Annotated in this window: 17 protein-coding genes; 4 read left to right on the forward strand and 13 right to left on the reverse strand. The window is 37.6% G+C overall.

Annotation, left to right across the window (positions count from 1 at the left end):
* Positions 1 to 28 precede the first annotated feature (28 nt).
* Positions 29 to 667 carry a DUF2238 domain-containing protein gene (locus NGC85_RS11890; protein WP_254731442.1) on the forward strand — a complete coding sequence of 213 codons (639 nt, stop codon included), beginning with the start codon at positions 29 to 31 and terminating at the stop codon, positions 665 to 667.
* A 27-nt stretch (positions 668 to 694) separates the two neighbouring features.
* Here NGC85_RS11890 and blp2 read toward each other — a convergent pair whose 3' ends face one another.
* The 7 genes from blp2 to NGC85_RS11925 all read right to left on the reverse strand — a co-directional run bounded on the left by blp2 (position 695) and on the right by NGC85_RS11925 (position 10,217).
* The gene (gene blp2 / locus NGC85_RS11895; protein ID WP_254731445.1) at positions 695 to 2,860 is read right to left on the reverse strand and encodes an Ig-like repeat protein Blp2; all 2,166 of its coding nucleotides are present in this window, start codon (positions 2,858 to 2,860) and stop codon (positions 695 to 697) included.
* A 242-nt stretch (positions 2,861 to 3,102) separates the two neighbouring features.
* Positions 3,103 to 4,065, reverse strand: a complete 963-nt coding sequence (gene sohB / locus NGC85_RS11900; protein WP_169109021.1) for a protease SohB — start codon at positions 4,063 to 4,065, stop codon at positions 3,103 to 3,105.
* Positions 4,066 to 4,210: 145 nt separating this feature from the next.
* Positions 4,211 to 5,125, reverse strand: a complete 915-nt coding sequence (gene pstB, locus NGC85_RS11905) for a phosphate ABC transporter ATP-binding protein PstB (protein ID WP_254731448.1) — start codon at positions 5,123 to 5,125, stop codon at positions 4,211 to 4,213.
* A gap of 14 nt (positions 5,126 to 5,139) precedes the next feature.
* Complete coding sequence (gene pstA / locus NGC85_RS11910; RefSeq protein WP_005056239.1) at positions 5,140 to 6,534, reverse strand: phosphate ABC transporter permease PstA; 1,395 nt, start codon at positions 6,532 to 6,534, stop codon at positions 5,140 to 5,142.
* Positions 6,531 to 7,910, reverse strand: coding sequence for a phosphate ABC transporter permease subunit PstC (gene pstC / locus NGC85_RS11915; RefSeq protein WP_005057266.1), 1,380 nt, complete (start codon positions 7,908 to 7,910; stop codon positions 6,531 to 6,533). Before pstC ends, pstA begins: the two co-directional genes overlap by 4 nt.
* A 102-nt stretch (positions 7,911 to 8,012) precedes the next feature.
* Complete coding sequence (locus NGC85_RS11920) at positions 8,013 to 9,044, reverse strand: substrate-binding domain-containing protein (RefSeq protein ID WP_005056243.1); 1,032 nt, start codon at positions 9,042 to 9,044, stop codon at positions 8,013 to 8,015.
* Between the two features lie 426 nt (positions 9,045 to 9,470).
* Positions 9,471 to 10,217: an IS5 family transposase gene (locus NGC85_RS11925; protein ID WP_254730381.1), complete on the reverse strand. Its 747-nt coding sequence runs from the start codon at positions 10,215 to 10,217 to the stop codon at positions 9,471 to 9,473.
* A gap of 224 nt (positions 10,218 to 10,441) precedes the next feature.
* Here NGC85_RS11925 and NGC85_RS11930 point away from each other — a divergent pair, with 224 nt between their 5' ends.
* On the forward strand, positions 10,442 to 11,494 hold the full coding sequence (locus NGC85_RS11930) for an aromatic ring-hydroxylating dioxygenase subunit alpha (RefSeq protein WP_169109023.1): 1,053 nt from the start codon (positions 10,442 to 10,444) through the stop codon (positions 11,492 to 11,494).
* Between the two features lie 73 nt (positions 11,495 to 11,567).
* On the opposite strand, the gene NGC85_RS11935 is transcribed toward NGC85_RS11930, so the two are convergent.
* Positions 11,568 to 13,100 (reverse strand): aspartate aminotransferase family protein, encoded by a 1,533-nt coding sequence (locus tag NGC85_RS11935; RefSeq protein ID WP_254731451.1) that lies wholly within the window; start codon positions 13,098 to 13,100, stop codon positions 11,568 to 11,570.
* A gap of 3 nt (positions 13,101 to 13,103) precedes the next feature.
* A complete protein-coding gene (locus NGC85_RS11940) occupies positions 13,104 to 14,474 on the reverse strand; it encodes a diaminobutyrate--2-oxoglutarate transaminase (RefSeq protein WP_005057275.1) in 1,371 nt (456 codons plus the stop codon).
* Positions 14,475 to 14,939: 465 nt separating this feature from the next.
* Here NGC85_RS11940 and NGC85_RS11945 point away from each other — a divergent pair, with 465 nt between their 5' ends.
* Entirely contained in the window at positions 14,940 to 15,641 is a 702-nt protein-coding gene (locus NGC85_RS11945; protein ID WP_005056250.1) for an SIMPL domain-containing protein, read from the forward strand.
* Positions 15,642 to 15,688: 47 nt separating this feature from the next.
* On the opposite strand, the gene NGC85_RS11950 is transcribed toward NGC85_RS11945, so the two are convergent.
* A complete protein-coding gene (locus NGC85_RS11950; RefSeq protein ID WP_254805598.1) occupies positions 15,689 to 16,144 on the reverse strand; it encodes a GFA family protein in 456 nt (151 codons plus the stop codon).
* A 2-nt stretch (positions 16,145 to 16,146) separates the two neighbouring features.
* Complete coding sequence (locus NGC85_RS11955; protein WP_254731454.1) at positions 16,147 to 16,791, reverse strand: TetR/AcrR family transcriptional regulator; 645 nt, start codon at positions 16,789 to 16,791, stop codon at positions 16,147 to 16,149.
* A 111-nt stretch (positions 16,792 to 16,902) separates the two neighbouring features.
* On the opposite strand from NGC85_RS11955, the gene NGC85_RS11960 reads away from it, so the two are divergent.
* Positions 16,903 to 17,367: a hotdog fold domain-containing protein gene (locus NGC85_RS11960; protein WP_254731457.1), complete on the forward strand. Its 465-nt coding sequence runs from the start codon at positions 16,903 to 16,905 to the stop codon at positions 17,365 to 17,367.
* A gap of 48 nt (positions 17,368 to 17,415) precedes the next feature.
* Here NGC85_RS11960 and NGC85_RS11965 read toward each other — a convergent pair whose 3' ends face one another.
* Together NGC85_RS11965 and NGC85_RS11970 are read right to left on the reverse strand one after the other, a co-directional pair.
* On the reverse strand, positions 17,416 to 18,510 hold the full coding sequence (locus NGC85_RS11965) for an acyl-CoA desaturase (RefSeq protein ID WP_254731460.1): 1,095 nt from the start codon (positions 18,508 to 18,510) through the stop codon (positions 17,416 to 17,418).
* A gap of 14 nt (positions 18,511 to 18,524) precedes the next feature.
* Entirely contained in the window at positions 18,525 to 19,592 is a 1,068-nt protein-coding gene (locus tag NGC85_RS11970) for a ferredoxin reductase (protein WP_254731463.1), read from the reverse strand.
* Positions 19,593 to 19,639: the final 47 nt, after the last annotated feature.

Here is a 19,639-nt window from a genome sequence, read left to right on the forward strand (position 1 = left end):
AACTTGCTTGATTGTTTATGGACTTAACATGATAGAAAAAAAACTAACCTTAAAACATTACATCACTTTGTTAGTTCTTTCATTTACCATAATTTTAGCTAGCATTCACCCTCTTGAGTTCGAAGCGTATTTGTTACATCAAATAGGTACAGTCTTTATGTTGGCTGTATTGGTTATAACAATGTGGAAAATAGGCATATCTTTTCCTAGTTTTTGTCTATATCTTTTATTTTTATTGATTCATATCATTGGTGCGCACTATTTATATTCCTATGTCCCTTATAACGAGTGGTTGATCAGTTTATTTAATTTTAATCTCAATGAATATTTGGGTTGGTCGCGCAATATGTATGATCGACTTGTTCATTTTGCTTATGGTCTATTACTCTATCCATTTTTTTATCGTTGTTTTCAGGTTTGGTTACCAAATGCCAAAACTTTAACTTTATTTCTGCTAGTGATCCAATTTGTTATGGCATCAAGTATGTTCTATGAGTTAATTGAATGGTGGATTGCAATCGGATTATCGCCTGAGGATGCAGAAAACTACAATGGTCAACAAGGTGATGTTTGGGATGCTCATAAAGATATGTTCCTTGCTACTATTGGCGCAATCCTAATCGGGATATTTCAACTTTACAAAGAAAAAACTCTTATTGCAAAATAAGAGTTTTAATTTATCGATATAAAAATTCTAAACGATTGCGTGCTGCAATATATCCATTTGTTCGATTAAATCTGATTTCACACTGAGTGAGTCATCAAAAGCTGCTGAATTTGATTTTACACTACCTACAGATTCTGAATTATTTGGGCTAAATTGACTGAGCAATGTATCTATTTCATTTAATGAATCATTTGAAGATGACAAAAGATCATGTACAGAAATATTTTCAAGCACTGTTGGCTGTGGATCTGACTTGAGATTTAATTCAATTCCATTCAATCCAACATGATCACTTAACAGCATTTCTATAGCATTTGATGACGTCTCATCAGTATGAAACATCATAGAAGCTGTTGGTGCAACTACAGTAAATATAAAAGGATCACTCAATTCACTGGTATTTCCAGCAGCGTCCGTTTGAGTCAATGTAATCTTATGAAGACCTAAACTCAAATCGTTAACGATATTAAAACTCCAACTGCCATTATTTGCTACCGTCACAACTCCAATAGGTTGTCCATTATCATAAATCGTTATTAAGGCTTTTGGTTCTGCTGAATTTGCCCCTCCAGAAATTGTTGGTTTGAGATCATCTGTTGTTCCACCGACCTTAATTTCACCTTTAATATCACCAACATCATCAAATAATTTAGGAACAGTAGGTTTTGTTGGTGCTGTTATATCTTTGGTTCCGACAATCTCTGTTGCATCTGAAGAATTCCCTGCAGCGTCTGTGACATATATCTTTGCTGTTTTTTTCTCAGTTAATTCAGGAGAAATCGTAATCGTAAATTTACCCTGAGCATCTGCTGTACCACTTCCAATCAATTTTCCAGCTGAATCTTTAATTTGGATTTTTGCATTTGCTTCAGCAGTACCTGTAATCGAATCACCGGCTGCATTTAATTGTGCAGTTGCCTTATCTGGTGCAATGGTATCTTTTCCTGTGGTAATTTCCAAAGGCTTAGACTGATTTCCAGCAGAATCCTCAATAATAATCGAGCCTTTCTGACCTGTTGTTAATGCAGGGGAAATAGTAATTTCAAATTTACCTTGTGCATCAGTAACACCTGTTCCAATAATTTTTCCATCAGCATCTTTAATATTCACTTTTGCATTTGCTTCTGCACGACCGTGGATAGAGTTTCCCTCTTTACTCACTTCAATTAAAGGTTGGTCAGGAGCTAATGTATCTTTACCAGCAAATACTTTTGATGGGTTTGATTTATTACCAAAAGCATCTTCCGCAATCACGGTTCCCCCTTTATCACTGGTTAAAGCAGGAGAAACTTTGATAGAATATATTCCATCTGTGTTTGCTGTTACTGTACCTAGTAAATTTCCATCGGCATCAAACAAAGAAACTTTTGCTTTTGATTCTGTTTTACCAGTAAGAATCGTTCCATCAGCATTTAATTGAGCATTTGGCGCATCTGGTGCTGTTAAATCCTTTGTTCCACTCACTTCACTTTTTGCTGAATTACCAGCATTATCAGTGGCAGTTACTATAAGCTTACTTCCAGCAGACAATGGCTCAGCAAGTTTGAATGTATAATTTCCTTGTGCATCTGTTTGCCCATTGGCAATTATTTTTCCAGTTACATCAACAATTTGAATTTTAACATTTGCTTCTGATTTAACTGAAATTGTTTGCGAATCATCAGGAGATAAAGTAGCTTTTATTACAGGTGCGGTACGATCAACTTCTTTAGGTTGATCATCTTTATCATCATCTTTCACTGCCCATAGATATACACCTTCAGCTGCTAAAGCAACTAAACCCACTTTAATTAATTGTGCCTTACTAATACCCACATCTGAATTATCATTCTGTGTGATAGCAACCTGTGTAGGTGCCTCTGTATAAGCAAATTGAGATAATTGAGTCGCAGGAGAATAGCGCATGAATTTGCCAGCATCATCAAATTGAGCAACGGCATACGTTCCATCGGTTTGCTGTAAGGCAAGAGTATGTTTACTTATATTTACATCATTAAAAAAATCATTAACTACAATTTTTTCACCATTTTTAAGTGTAATAATGAGGTCATTGCCTTGTTTAACAATTGATTTAATATCTTGTTGATTGACACTCACTTGAATAATAGAGGCTTGGTTTAAAACCACGCTTTTGATTTGTCCATCTTGTAAAATATTCAAGTTTTGCTTTGAAGAAACAACAATTCTTGTCATTATTATGCTCACTGATCAATTTTATTTTTTAAAAATTATGGATTAATGAATCGTTAAGTAATTAATCTGTCAGTTAAAATATCAAATGATCGAAGTAACAACAATCGATTCCTCTAAAAATTTTGTCAAGTTTGTTTAACTGACCATATGTTCAAATAACAAACATACTGAATTAAAATATACAGTTCTAAAAATAAAAAACCAGTCACTTTAGACTGGTTTTGAAAATACAAAATTGAAGCTTAAAACTTTGGATCTCGCATTTGTACTAATGTACTGTTGGCTTTCGAAAGTGTATCAGCAACTTTTCCTAAAACAGTAGGTATTAAAGTTTCAGCCATTTGCGCAGCTTGTAAACCAAGCTTTTCGCCAAATGTTGGGCGTTTACGGGTATTAATCACATAAACATCATGCTGAGACAATAAACCTAATAAATATTCATCTGAAGTTTGTAATTTATCAACTAAGTTTAGCGTAAGAGCATCTTCACCATACCAATGCTCTCCTGTTGCGACCTTTTCAACGTCGAGCTGTGGGCGATATTTTTCAATGAAATGCTTAAACAATACATGCGTTTGTTGTAGCTCTTCTTCAAATTTCGCTTTACCTTCAGCTGTGTTTTCGCCAAACATCGTTACGGTACGCTTGTATTGACCAGCCGTATACAGCTCAAAATCAACATTATGCTGTTTCAATAAACGATTAAAATTTGGTACTTGCGCAACCACACCAATTGATCCAACCACAGCAAAAGGCGCAGATACAATTTCATTCGCAATACATGCCATCATGTAGCCACCACTTGCAGCAACTTTATCTACGCAAATAGTGACATTAAAACCTGCATCACGTAAACGAACCAATTGAGCAGCCGCTAACCCATAGCCATGTACCATTCCACCTGGACTTTCTAAACGAACTACAACACGATCATGCCCTGCTTTTGCAGTTGCTAAAATCAACGTGATTTCTTCACGAATTGTATCTACAGCTGATGCCTGTATATCACCTTTAAAATCGAGTACATATATTTTTTTATCATTTTTCTTACGCACTTTCGCTTCTTTAGCGAGCTGTTGCATAAGTTGTAATAATTCCAAACGAGATGCAGTTGTTTGTGCGATTCTTTTTCTTTGTTCATTCACACGTGCATTTAAATGACTAATACGAATTTCAGCAGGAAATTTAGGTAAATGGAATAACATAAAATATGTGCTCTTTGAGTTCGTCTTTATTGGACTAACATGCGGTCTGTGCAATTAAAATTCAATAGCGTTTTTGCAAAATAGATTCATTTTCATCTATATAACAAAAAAAGAGCCCGAAGGCTCTTTTCTAATTCACTTTTTATTAGCCGAAACGACCCGTAATATATGCTTCAGTTAATTGATGATCTGGTTGAGTAAAGACTTTTTCCGTTGAGTTTACTTCAATTAAATCACCTAAGTGGAAATAAGCCGTACGATCAGAAACACGAGCTGCTTGTTGCATCGAATGCGTTACAATCGCAATAGTGAATTGCTCTGAAAGCTCCGAAATAAGCTCCTCAATCTTAGCTGTTGCGATTGGATCTAATGCTGAACACGGTTCATCCATCAAAATCACTTCAGGGCTCACCGCAATGGTACGTGCAATACATAAACGCTGTTGCTGACCGCCAGATAAACCTGTACCCGGTTGACTAAGACGATCTTTGACTTCATCCCAAAGACCAGCTTTACGTAGACTGTTCTCAACAATTTCTTCTAAGTCATACTTGTCACGTGCTAGTCCATGTAATTTAGGACCATAGGCAACATTATCAAAAATTGACTTCGGAAATGGATTTGGCTTTTGGAAAACCATACCGACTTGAGCACGAAGTAATACAACGTCAAGATTTGGATCATAGATGTCTTGATTATCTAATGTCACCTTACCTGTAACGCGACAGCTATCAATCGTATCGTTCATACGGTTTAAGGTACGCAAGAAAGTCGACTTACCACAACCAGATGGTCCAATGAATGCAATCACTTCATTTTTATAAACATCTAAATCAATACCTTTAATTGCTTCTGCTTCACCATAGTAAACATGCACATCTTTGGTACTGATTTTAACTTCGCTCGTTTTTGGCTTTTTATTCGATGAAGCCGTTTCAAACTGAGCAACAAATGCAGTATCAGATTGCTTAACTTGAGCTTCAGATGAGGTAAATTCTTTTTGCTGTGGATTCACTGATTTATCCTTTTCTACGGCGTTCATAATATCAATCGTATTCATTGTACTCTCCTCAACTACCAACGCACTTCAAATTTCTTACGAAGCCAAATTGCAAGGCTGTTTAAACCGATCATTAATGCTAATAACACAATAATCGCTGCTGCCGTTCTTCCTTCAAAGAAGTTACGCAACTCATTGCCCTGCCATAAATATACTTGAACTGGTAATGCTGTTGCTTGATCTAACGGTGTTGCAGGAACACTTGCTACGAAAGCACTCATACCAATCAATAATAGAGGAGCAGTTTCGCCTAATGCATGTGCTACACCAATAATTGAACCTGTCATGATGCCTGGTAAAGCTAATGGCAATACATGATGAAAAACAGTTTGCACTTTTGATGCGCCTAAACCAAGAGCTGCTTGACGAATCGAAGGTGGAACTGCTTTTAATGATGCACGTGTAGTAATGATCACTGTCGGCAAGGTCATTAAGCTTAATACCAAACCACCGACCAATGGAGCTGAAAGTGGAAGTTGCATCCAACCAATGAAAATTGCAGCACCAAGCAAACCAAAGACAATCGAAGGAACGGCTGCCAAGTTATTAATATTAACTTCGATAATATCTGTCATGAAATTTTTAGGAGCAAATTCTTCAAGATAAATCGCACTCGCAACACCGATCGGAATTGAGATAATAATGACGATTAACATCATGAATAATGAACCCATAAATGCACCTGCCAAACCACTTGTTGCAGGTGAACTACGAGAATCAGGGCTAACAAATAAATTGGTATTAAAGGTACTGCCTATAATGCCTTTCGCTTCTAATTGATCTGCAAGTTGACGTACTTCTGGGTCAAGTTGCTGCTGATCATCAGGTAATGAGCGGTCAATATTTCCAGATAACCAAACATCGATATTGGCATCAGCCAAAAACTTAATATTTTCTTTGGTACCAATCAAAGATGGATTTGCAAAAACCATATCACGCAAACGATAAGCTTCTGAACTAGTATACATACTTGATAAATAATCGCGCTGAGATTCGAGTGACGGATCTTTAGCAATAATACCATTTACGATGAGACCATCCCAATCGACCATTCCCATCTCAGTTTGCCAAGCGACAAAGCGCTCTTCATAATGCGCTGGAGACTCACCAGCTGTTTGTTTCGGCTTAGGACCAACATTAATAATGGTAGGATCAAAATAAACTGGAACAGTGAGACTGCTTTGCCAAAAAGCAGGTAAACCTCTTGATAAAATACTACCGAATAACAATGCCACAAAAGCAAGACCAATCACCACAGCCGAAAAACCTGCATAACGGAAAGCTTTTTCTTTGCGATGACGTTTAGCCAGAGAACTTTGGATTCTATTTTTGCGCTGTTCACGTTGTTCAGCAGCTACTTGAGGATCAAATGCATTTTGATCCAAAGGAGATGTCTTTGATGAACTCATTCGTATTGCTCACGATATTTGCGCACGATGTACAGTGCAATAATGTTTAAACCCAAAGTAATGACAAACAAAGTCAAACCTAGAGCAAATGCAACCAAAGCTTGTGGACTTGCGAAATCTGTATCACCTGTTAATTGCTTAACAATAGTCACAGTAACCGTAGAAACAGCTTCTAATGGGTTGGCATGTAGTAATGGGCTATTACCTGCAGCAAGAACCACAATCATGGTTTCGCCAACCGCACGAGATACCGCAAGTAAGAATGCACCCGTAATACCTGGTAAAGCAGCAGGTAGAACAACTTGACGAATCGTTTCAGATTTTGTTGCACCTAAACCTAAAGAACCATCACGTAGAGAACGTGGAACTTGCGTAATAATGTCATCAGATAACGAAGATACGAACGGAATAATCATGATGCCCATAACAAAACCAGCGGTTAATGCACTTGTTGCATTAATGTTGATTCCGACGCTTTCACCAACCATTTTAAAGAATGGTCCAATCACCATCAGTGCAAATACACCATAAACAATCGTTGGAATACCAGCGAGGACTTCAATGGTCGGTTTTGCCCAAGAGCGCAGTTGAGGAGAAGCATATTCTGCTAAATAAATTGCAATCATCAAACCAACAGGCACCGCTACTAATAGTGCGATACCGCTGACCATCAAAGTACCCCAAATTAATGGGAGAATACCGTAACTACCTTCTGCATTTCCTGAAGTGCTAAAACCGGGATTCCACTCAGTACCGAAGAAGAAATCAACAGGGCTAACAAACTTAAAGAAGTGTAAAGCTTCAGTCAGCATTGAAAGTACAATACCGATGGTAGTGAGAATGGCAACACCAGAACATAAAATCAAAGCTGTATTAATTGCTTTTTCTACTTGATTACGCGCACGGTATTGTTGGCTAATTCGTTTTTTAGCCCAAACTAAACCAGCCAAAGCAGCACTGATCACGACAGCTAGCTTGGCAAAAGTGCCAATGGTTTGAAATTTAGCTAGCTGTTGAGCAGCTGCCACTTCATATGCAGCTGCTTGATCTGTAACCCCAAAACCAGAAGCAATCGCTTGAACACGATCAATTAAAACATCACGTCCTGCTTCATCTAGAGTGGCACTGACAGATGCTGGGATGTTATTAAAAATAATATGTTGTAATACACTTGGCTCAACCAAGTTCCAAATGATCAAAATCAAAAAAGCAGGAATACCACACCACAAGGCAACCAAAGCCCCGTAATAAACAGGACGAGAATGTAGTGCTACTGAGTTATTTCCCTTACCTGCTAGGTTACGGCTTTTACTCAGCCCGATTTGGTATGCAATTGCCACAAGGGCTAGTAACACACCGATAAGTAGCAGATTCATGTAATCTCCACTGTTTTCTCAATTTTCATGATTTGAAAAAACTTAGCTAGACAAAAAGGCCGATGAACAAGTTGTCTCACCAGCCTCAATTATTAAGTCAATTTATTTAACTGATTTACCAGCTTTGAAGTCAGCAAGAATTTTTGCACGTTCTTTATCATTCAATGCGATCAAACCAGATTTTTCTAATTTAGAACCTTTACCAGATACTTTTTTGTTTAAGAAGTATTCTACGTACTGTGGTAAACCTTTAATTGATTTTAAGTGCTCGCCTTTCACATAGAAGAATAATGGACGAGAAACTGGATATTGACCACTTAAAATCGTTTTCTCAGAAGGTACAACATTGTTTACTGTTGCAACACGTAGTTTGTCACGGTTTAAGTCATAGAAACCAAGACCAAATACACCCACTGCACTTGGTGAAGTTTTTAAGCGAGCAAGTGTCTCAGTGTAGTCACCTGCAATTTCAATTACACGTCCATCTTTACGGAAAGTTGAACATGCTTTTTTCTGTTCTTCTTTGTCTAAGTTTTTGAAGTAATCGTAAGCTTCACAACCTGCTTCAACCATTTTTTCTTGGAATACTTCACGAGTACCGTGGTTAGATGCAGGAATTACCAGTGTAATCGGCTCATTTGGTAATGCTTTATCAATTTGGTTCCAAGTTGTATATGGGTTTGGAACTAGCTTACCGTTTGAAGGTAATTGAGCAGAAAGCGCTGTAAATACGTGATATGGTTTTAATTTATATGCTGCTTTTTTTACGTTTGACGCGAATACAATACCGTCATAACCAATTTTAATTTCTTGGATTTGGTTTACGCCAGCTTTTTTACATGCAGCAATTTCAGTATCTTTAATAGCACGTGAAGAGTTAGCAATATCAATCGTGTTGTCACCAACGCCTTGACAGAATTGTTTCAAACCACCTGAAGAACCGCCTGAACCAACAACTGGTGCTTTGAATTGTGGGAAAGTATTACCAAACTCTTCTGCAACAATACTCGCATAAGGTAATACAGTTGAAGAACCAGCAATTTGAATCGTATCACGAGCTGCATTTGCAGTTCCCGCTACTGTTGCCCCAGATACAGCTAATGCAATTGCGATATAACGTGGATTTAAGCGCATTCGGTTTTCTCTCATTTATACAATTTGATTTACAACTCTTTTAAATTCAAGTGTTGTACTTTGGTTAACTGCATTTTGATCAGATAATATGACAAATAAGTTACAACTTTGTGACGCTTTGATGATAATTGTTTTAGAGTCTAATTTTTAATTAAATACCTTTAAATATCAATAACTAATGATAGATAAAATACAATTCAAAATATTACACTTACAGCCTTAATTACAGTGCTTGATTGAATTATTACATAGTAGATTTCACTTGAGAGAAAAAAACTCATGCTCGATTGTTAAAAATTATGCTGTATGAAATATTCAGAGATTATTTACTTATGTTGTATGACATTTTTAGGAAAACCATTATCTCTCAACCAAAGACTCGATTCTTATCTAAATGTACTTAAAATATTAGGGTGTGTTGACATTTCATAGCGGTAGCCAAATAAATATACAGGCTAAAGCAACTGAATTTTCGTAGTTCCGCTTTAGCTTGTCATAACGTGTTGCAATTCCCCTAAATTGCTTGAGTCTAGCAAAGGTATTCTCCACTAAGTGCCTGATTTTATATAAGTGCCAGTCCATATAATCATTGTTCGATCGTGTATTGGATTTCTTTGGAATATTTGCTTTAGTCGCTGTTTTTTCTATCTGCTCTCTCAATAATTCTGAGTCATATCCTTTATCTGCACAAAGCACATCGGTATCTTTTAAATCAATGCTATCGACTAATGCAGGTGCAACACTCACATCATGGGTGGTGCCATCATGAATGAGAAATTGGATTGGGTTCCCATTTGAATCCACAGCTAAATGGATTTTAGTACTGTTTCCACCGATGCTTCTTGAAATAGCTTGATCCTTGAGTCCTGTAGCATGTTGATGTGCTCGAATATGGCTAGCATCAATAAACACCCATTCTAGATCAGCATGTTTTGATAATAATTTAAATATTTTTAGTAGCTTATTATCTTTAGACCACCTGGTGAATCGTTTAAATATGGTGTTGGACTTACCAAAAGATTCAGGTAAATCTCGCCAAGGACAACCTGTTCTAATTCTATAGAGAATGGCTTCAATAAAATTTCGAAGATTATGTTTGAGGTAGATCCCCAAATTGTGGACAATAGATTTCAGCTTTAACCAGTGTTGATCATTCAGCATTGTACGAGTCATAGCGAGGAGTAAATTTGGTTTGGCGATTGAATTTTACTTTCTCGCTATTTTTTTGCACAGCAAATGTCAACAGACCCTAGATATAAAAGTTTTTCTTTTCTCAAGCTTATTATCTAATAATTAAATAATGTTCTAAAAATATCGACACTTCATTCAGTTTATTTAAATTTCTTAGAACAGCTTATTGATCTATATTCAGTTTAAATGAGTAGAAAGATAAGATCATGAATAGCAAAGCCATCACGACATTTAATCCAGATTTACCCATTCACATGACATTTTCAGAGCAAGATTGGTACTTACTTGCTCAGCACTGGTATCCGATAGCTTTAGCTAGAGACATCACTGAACAACCAACAGCAACCAAGTTACTTGATATGCCATTGGTCATTTATAAAATGGCTAATGAGTTGGTTGTCGCCAAAGATGCATGTCCACACCGTGGCGTTCCTCTGAGTTTAGGACTCAATGATGGTCTTGGATTAGTCTGTCGCTATCATGGTTTACGTTTTGGTGAAAATGGGAAATGTAATCGGATTCCAGCGCACCCACAGCATAAAATATCTGAACGCTTTCATTTAAAGACATATGCTGCTATCGAAAAATATGGGTTGATCTGGTGCAATCTTATGGCAAACAAAGATGCGTTACCCGCCATTCCACAAATGCCATATTGGGAGGATTCAGATTTCCAACAATTGGTCTGCCCGTCGGTAGAACTCAATTGTTTTGCAGGAAGACAGCTTGAAGGCTTTATTGATGTCGCTCATTTTGCATGGGTACATCCTGATACTTTTGGCGATCCCGATAATGTTGAGGTACCCGATTATACGACCACTGAGACAAGCTATGGTTTTGATGCAGATTACGTGAGCAGTGTTGGCCGTTATCCAATCGGAATGGATCAGCGCGGACAAGAAGGTTTCCAATGGTTAAGACATTTTGAGATCACTCTCCCCTTCACAGCAACACTCACGATCCATTTCCCCAATGCTAGCAAGCAAGTCATTATGAATGCAGCGAGTCCAATGTCAGCCCGCGAAACACGCTTATTCGCACCAATCTGTCGAAATTATGACAAAGATTTACCTGTTGAAGATGCTTATAAATTCAACTTAGCGATATTTGAAGAAGACCGACTAATTGTCGAAACTCAAAAGCCTGAATATCTCCCATTAGACCTGTCGATGGAGGCACATTTTCCTGCTGACCGTAGTTCTAGTATGTACCGAAAACTGCTCCGAAAAATGGGTTTCAGTCCAATTTTTGCAGCTTAATATTACTTTATATAAATTTATAAATAAAAAAGAGGTCTATTAAAGACCTCTTTTTTAATAAATTAAATTGCAATTAATCAATGGCTGGAACATAAGTTCCTGCAACAATCGCATCTTTAATACGATCAGACTCTGCAAGCACAAGTGCAAGCAAGTTCTGTACGTTTTCAAGCGTTGCAACTGGGCTTAAAGTGGTCATCTTCAATGATTGAACATTACCCACTTTAGTCACACCAATATTTGCTTCACCACGAGCAAACAATTCGTCTGCTACGTTTTGGTTCAAACTATCGATAAATTCAGTTGGATAACCTTCTGGTGCCACGCGGAATAAAACTGAGGCAAACTGAGGTTCAATCAACAATTCAAGACCAGCAGTTGCTTTAATATAATCAGCAACTTCACGTGTTAATTTCACACCATGATCAATCATTGAACCATAAAGCTCTTCGCCTAATGCTTCGACTGTCATCCATAATTTCAATGCATCAAAACGACGTGTCGTTTGTAATGATTTAGACACGAGGTTAGGTACACCGTGTTCTTCGTCATAAGCAGAGTTTAAATATTCTGCTTCATAATGCATAAAACGATAGTTTGCTTCGTCTTTCAATAAGAAAGCGCCACAGCTAATGCTTTGGAAATAATGCTTATGGAAATCCAGTGTGATTGAGTCTGATAATTCAATACCATCTAGCATTGCACGATGATCATTTGAAAGAATCAGTGCACCACCCCAAGCGGCATCAATATGCATCCAAGAACCAAATTTATTGGTAATTTCACGGATTTTCTTGAGTGGATCAATTGCACCAGCATCTGTCGTACCCGCTGTTGCAACAACACAGGCTACGATTTTGCCTTCAGATTGAAGATGCGCCATAGTTTTTTCTAGTGCATCAACATCCATCTGTGCATTTTCATTCACAGGAACAGTTACAACTGATTGGAAGCCCATGCCCATCATTGCCATGTTCTTTTGCACAGAAAAGTGTGCATTTTCAGAACAGATGACTTTGACGTTTTTCATTGCCTCAGCTGGGATACCATCACGCTGAACAGACCATGGCTTGCCATTTTCGTCTTTCCAGTTTTTCGAAATGCACCAGTCACGCGCAAGCAATACACCCATCAAGTTAGACTGTGTTCCACCTGAAGTGAACACACCTGCTTGACCAGCACCGTAGCCTACTTTTTGGCGTAGCCAATCAATCAACTGAACTTCCATCAATGAACCCGCTGGGCTTTGATCCCATGAGTCCATAGATTGATTGGTTGCATTGATTAACACTTCCGCAATTTGGCTCATCACCATGGTTGGGCAGTGTAAGTGTGCAAGTGAATGTGGATGATGTACTTTTAAGCTTTTGTTGAGGAAAAGCTCAACCATACGTTGTAATGATTGCTGTACACCTAAACCCTCTTTTGAAGGTGCAAAAGAGATTGCTGCACGCAAATCTTTAATGCTTCCGCCAGTGTACATTTTATCGTTTTGCAACCATGCTGAAACGGCTTGAACCGCCTCGCCCATTGCTGACTCATAGTCAGCAATAGATTGAGCATCATTGCAGAGTAACGCCTTACGATGTTCTGCAAAATCAACCATGGATTAGCCTCGTACTGCTTTTAATGCTTCAGCAATCGCTTTTTTGAAGCGAGCTACAACTTCAACACATTCGTCTTGATTGATAATCAATGGGCAAAGTAAACGAATTACCGTACCGTTACGACCACCTTTCTCAAGTAATAACTTATTGTTGAAACATGCAGTTTGAATCGCCGCAGCTAATTGAGCATCAGCAGGAAGTGAACCCATATGGTCTGCAGGTTTACGCTCATCAACGATTTCAACGCCGAGCATCAAACCACGACCACGCACATTACCGATACATGGGAATTCTTGAGCAAGTTTTTTGAACTCTGCTTGTAAGAAATCACCACGCTCTTGCGCATTTTGAGCTAAATTTTGTTCAGAAATGGTTTTTAAAACCATTAAACCTGTACCCATAGCTAACTGGTTACCACGGAAAGTACCCGTATGACCTGCTGGTTGCCAAGCATCAAACTTACGTTTAATACCCAGTACAGCAAGTGGTAAACCACCACCTACAGCTTTTGACATCACCACAACATCAGGCTCGATACCTGCATGTTCAAAGGCAAACATTTTACCTGAACGTGCAAAACCAGCTTGAACTTCGTCCAAAATTAAAACGATGTTGTGTTTTTCAGTCACTTCACGAATTTTTTGTAACCACTTCACAGGCGCAGTTACCACACCACCTTCACCTTGAATCGCTTCAAGAATTACAGCAGCAGGTTTGGTTACACCGCTTTCTACATCTTCAATGAAATTTTCAAAGAAGTAAGTCAACGCATCAACACCCGCTTCACCACCTAAACCAAGTGGGCAACGGTATTCATGCGGATACGGCATAAATTGAACGCCTGGCATTAAACCATTCACAGCATTTTTTGCAGACAAGTTACCTGTCATTGCAAGTGAGCCGTGAGTCATCCCATGGTATCCACCAGAGAAGCTGATCACTGAACTGCGACCAGTATAAGTTTTTGCTAGCTTAATGGCTGCTTCAGTCGCATCTGCACCAGAAGGACCACAGAACTGTAAGCAATATTCTTCTTTACCGCCAGGCAAATGAGCCAAAAGCGCTTCAGTAAACGCATCTTTTAAAGGAGTCGTTAAGTCTAAAGTATGCAATGGCAAGCCACTTGCCAATGTATCTTGAATACTTTGAATCACCGCAGGATGATTATGACCTAAAGCCAATGTTCCTGCCCCAGCTAAACAGTCGAGGTATTGTGTACCCTCAACATCAGTAACCCAGCAGCCCTGTGCTTTCGCTATCGCTAACGGTAATTTACGTGGATAACTACGAACATTCGATTCCATCTGGCTTTGGCGAGTCAGATAGTATTCGTTGGTTGCATTAGCGGCAGGGTTTACGGAAGTAACGCTCATATCGAATTACCATCTCTGATATGGGTAAAAGAAATAAGTCTGGTGACTTGCGGTCGTTTGACTCGGTGCTTTTTAGAAACTAGTGCAGACACTTATTTATATCTTTCAACTAGGAGCGAGATGATACCTAATTTTGAAAGAAAATAAATACTTTTATGCCTTACATTTATCTAATCTTATTGAAAAAATGTTTCTTTCCAATAACTATGATGGATTATCATCATACTATGTGACAAGCGAAAGAAAGTAAGCTTTTTTTAACTGCATTATTTTTTTTAGATGAATGGTCAAAACAATCGACTTAATTCATTATTTTTTAAAAACTTTTAAATTATTTTTCTGTTGCAAAACACTGCTAATCTATTACAAAGACACCACAAAATATGCCGAAGTTCAACATGAGTTCTTTTTAATATCAATCTTGTAAAAAATAAATTTTCTATACCAAATTTTAAGGAATATTTTATGCGTACTTTAGCACTTGCGACTATGATGATCGGCGCAGCACTCAGCCCTTCCCTTTTTGCTCAAGAAACAGAAAGCTTAAATTATAATATCGTCAATATCCAAGCAGATGCTTCACGCCAAGTCGCAAATGATGAAATGCGTGCCGTACTCTATATTGAGAAAAGCAATAAACAACCTGCTGAGCTATCTAATCAAATTAATCAATTGATGAATCAGGCTCAGGCGATTGCTCGTAAATACTCACAAGTGAAAGTCGAAACAGGTACCCAAAGTACTTATCCTGTCTACGACAATGATAATCAGAAACTTAAGGAGTGGCGTGCCCGTGCAGAAATTCAACTCGAAAGTAAGGATTTTAAAGCTGCAAGCCAACTCATTAGTGAATTACAGCAAAGCTTCCAAACCCAATCTATCAATTTCACTGTGTCAGATGAGCAACGGAAAAAAGTTGAAAATGAGTTGATGATTGAAGCATCAAAAAACTTCCAACAACGTGCTTTAGCAATTACTCAAGCATGGAATAAAACTCAATATAATCTTGTTAGTTTGAACTTGAATACCAGTAACTATTTCCCACAGCCTGTTATGCGTGGTGGTATGGCTAAATTTGCGATGGCTGAAGCTGCTCCTGCTCAAGATATGGCAGCTGGGGAATCTAAAATTATCGTTAATGCAAATGGTTCGATTCAATTTAAATAAATTAAACTGATGATTCTAAAAGCAGAGAACAATTTGTTTTCTGCTTTTTATTCATTGAGTTGAAAGTAATTATTAAAATCGCTGCGATCAGGTAACTCATCAAAACAAAGTGGTTGATTATGAATTGTAGACCAATCTTGTTTGGAATTTATACAAAAATTTAATTCGTGTGTAGGGATAAAATTCTCTTGTAATAACCCTAAGGGAATCCACATTACATTTGGATCACTGCTTAATTTATTTGGCACTGGAGAACCACATAATTTACAAAAAGAGCTCGTAAAACCAGTCTCCTTTTTATAAGTCTGAATCAATTGCTGACCTTTTTCCCAGTTAAATAAATTGGTTTTTATTAAAGTCGCTGTATTTGATACTGCTCCACTTTGTTTTCGGCATAGGCTACAAAAGCAGCGGTAAATTGTATTGATTTCATCTACTCTAATTTTAAATACGACAGCCCCGCATAAGCAAAAACCATTAAACTCACGCTTTTGTTTAGTCATCATCAATCCTCATTTTCAATCTTATTTTTCAAATTCTGTAATGAATCCCAAGCACTTTGAGCCAAAGCTTCTCGATAAATACGAGGATTACTCACAACTTTTCCAGATAACCAAGCACGACAATAATTTTCAGTTGGTCCAATCACCAATGACATCATCAACTCAGCGGGTACTGCATTGAGTAATTCAGCATGCTGAAGCTGTGAAATATGATGACTGATATTTTTATTTCTCATTTTATTTTTTTCATTCAATAACGAGCGATGCTCACCTTGCGTTACTGAAAAATGAGCAAATACTAAAAATTTAGCAAATTGAGGCTGATCAGACACCCAGTCGATATAGCTATAAATTAATGCACGTACTAACTCTTGTAATGATTGAGCATTTTCTAAATATTGATCTCTTAACAATGCTTGATCATCTAAAGCAGTAAAAACCAACGCAGCAATAACACCTTCTTTATTTTTAAAATGATGATAAATCGCACCGACGCTACTTTCGGATTTATCTCGAATCATTTCAATGCTCGTTGCATCTAAACCATGTTCAAGAAAACAAGACAAGGCATCTAACAGAATTTGTCTTTTTAAGAGTGACCTGCGCTGTGGGTATACGCGTTCTAATAATTGCTGGGCATTCTGCATAGTTCAATTAAATTTACCAATCGTCGGGACAATTGTGTACGACTTGACCATTACTTGTAAACAGAATTATATTCTTCTTAAGAATTTAATTCTGTTAATGAGAATCATGAAATGGCTTCAACATTAGATTTATGGAATAAAGCGTCTGCCTTACCTGCGGGAAAATGGACATTCACACGTATGCTTTGTCTTAAAGCACCCTATTTCAGTAGTATTTCACCACTGTTTGAAGAGCTTAAACCTAACTCCTGCAAAATCAGCATCAAGAAAAAACGCAGCGTACTAAATCATATTGGTACAGTTCATGCGATCGCGATGTGTAACATGGCTGAGCTTGCTGGTGGCACAATGACAGAAGTCACTGTGCCTGCAACGCATCGTTGGATTCCCAAAGGAATGACTGTTGAATATTTAAAAAAAGCAGAAAGCGATTTAATTGCAATCGCTACGCCTGTTGAAAAAAATTACGACTGGGAAAAAGCGGGTGAATATTTAGTGAATGTTGATGTACTCGACAAACACAACCAAAAAGTATTCCATGCAACCATTACGATGTGGATTTCTAAGAAGAAGTAATAAAAAAGCCCCGAATATTTCATTCAGGGCTTTGTGTTGATTTAAAGTTTATTTCTTAAATGGCAATGCATATTTAAAAATACGCCCTACTACTTCACCAAATTGTTTTACGAAACTTGCGTTGTTGTAATTTAAGCCATATTTTTTACATACAGCTTCAACTTTCGGTGCAATCTGACGATAACGGCGCGCTGGAATATCAGGAAATAAATGATGTTCAATTTGATGGCTCAAATGTCCCGTCAAAATATGAAATGCTTCCGAGCCAGTTAAATTTGATGAACCACGAATCTGTCGCATGTACCAATGTCCACGGCTTTCATTTTGTAAAACTGCTTTCGGGAAAACCTCAACATCTTTAGTAAAGTGACCACAGAAAATAATACTAAAAGTCCAAACATTACGAATTCCATTCGCCACTAAATTACCTGCAAACACAGGAATTGCAGAAGGACCTGCTATCAGTGGAAAGAATACATAATCCTTAAACATTTGCTTCATGATTTTCTTTTGCGCAGGACGCCATTCACGCTTAAATTGTTCAATCGTTTTACGTTTATAAACGACTTTACCTAATTCAAGATTTTGAATCGCAACGCCCCATTGAAACAATAAACTAAATGGCACGATATATAAGGGTTGTATTAAGGTGAATTTCGACCAACGTTGTTCAGGAAACAGACGAAATACGCCATAACCGACATCATCATCCATGCCTTTTACATTGGTATAAGTATGGTGCTTATAGTTGTGCGTTTGACGCCAGTTATCAGAAGTACCGACGGTATCCCACTCGTAGGTTTGACCATTAAATTTTGGATCATTCATCCAGTCATATTGTCCATGCATGACATTATGACCTAATTCCATGTTTTCCATGATTTTGGCAAAACCAAGTAATCCTGTACCTAACAACCATGCAGGCGGAAACCATCCAACAAATAACAAGGCACGACCTAATACGCTCGTGTAACGAATCGAAGAATAGACACGACGAATATATTTGGCATCTTTTTCACCTAAATCACTTAAAACATCTTGTTTAATTTGATCAAGTTCATGAGCAAAAGCGTCTAATTCGGCAGCAGTTAAATCACGGTTCTTTGGGTTTTTAAAATATTCAAGTTTAACAGGCATATTCATAATCAATTTCTCTTTTATAGATCAATCACAAGATCAGATTGAGCTGAATTTACGCAAATCTTTAATAACTGAGTCGGTTCATGATTGGCTGAACCATTTAATAAATTTTTTGTTGAACCTTGGGCTTTGTTACAAGCACATTTATTACAAATACCCATACGACAACCATGATTTGGCTTAATTCCTTGATGCTCTAAACTGCTCAAGATGGATTGACCTTTCGGAATCGCAATGGTTTTGTTGGATTGGGTTAAGGTCACATTGATAAAACCAGTTTCATTTGAATCAAGGTCAAATTGGCTTAAGCTAAATGCTTCAGATTGAACATTTGCAGCATGCTTAAATAATGACTCTGCTGTTGTAGCAAAGCCCGATGGACCACATGCATAGACTGTTGTTTCATCTAAACGAGCCAATTGTTCTACATGACTTTGGTTTAAACGCTCATCTTGTTCTTGGGTATAAAAAATTTGATAACCAAAATTTGGAAAATTCTCAGCAACTTCTTTTAAATAATCAATATATGCGGCATCTGCATGGGTCTTTACCCAATACATGAGTTGGACTGGTGTTTTAATCAACTGTTTAGTTTGACTCAAACTCTCAATCAAACTGAGCATTGGTGTAATTCCACTTCCTGCTGCAAGTAACAATAAATTTGGCGTTTGGATGTGTTGTTGCATATCTCCATAAGGTTGCCCTAATCGGAAAATATCTCCTACATTTGCTCGATCGACTAACCATGAACTTACTAAGCCCTGTTCAACTTTTTTAACCGTTAAACAAAGATGTGCTGAATCTAATTGCATCAAACTATAAGTTCGCTCGTAGTGCCGACCCGCGATTTCAACCGTAACTGGATGATGCTGACCAGCAACACCGCGCTGCACATGTCGATTGCATTCTAAAATAAGACTAACCGTATCTTTTGCCACAATTTGTTTTTTTACAATTTTGGCTAGGGGCTGATTTACAGACCATAGTGGATTAATTTTTTGCAACCAAAAATTGGTGTCGTGGCTGCTAATTACGCTTTGGGCTAATGAATTGAATAGAGAAAATCTCTTTTCGACTGCTTGCATGAGCGATAACTCTGATCATTTTTTAATTATTATACACATGTATATAT

The organism is Acinetobacter sp. Z1 (assembly GCF_024296945.1).
In the GTDB taxonomy this organism is placed as follows: Bacteria; Pseudomonadota; Gammaproteobacteria; order Pseudomonadales; family Moraxellaceae; genus Acinetobacter; species Acinetobacter beijerinckii.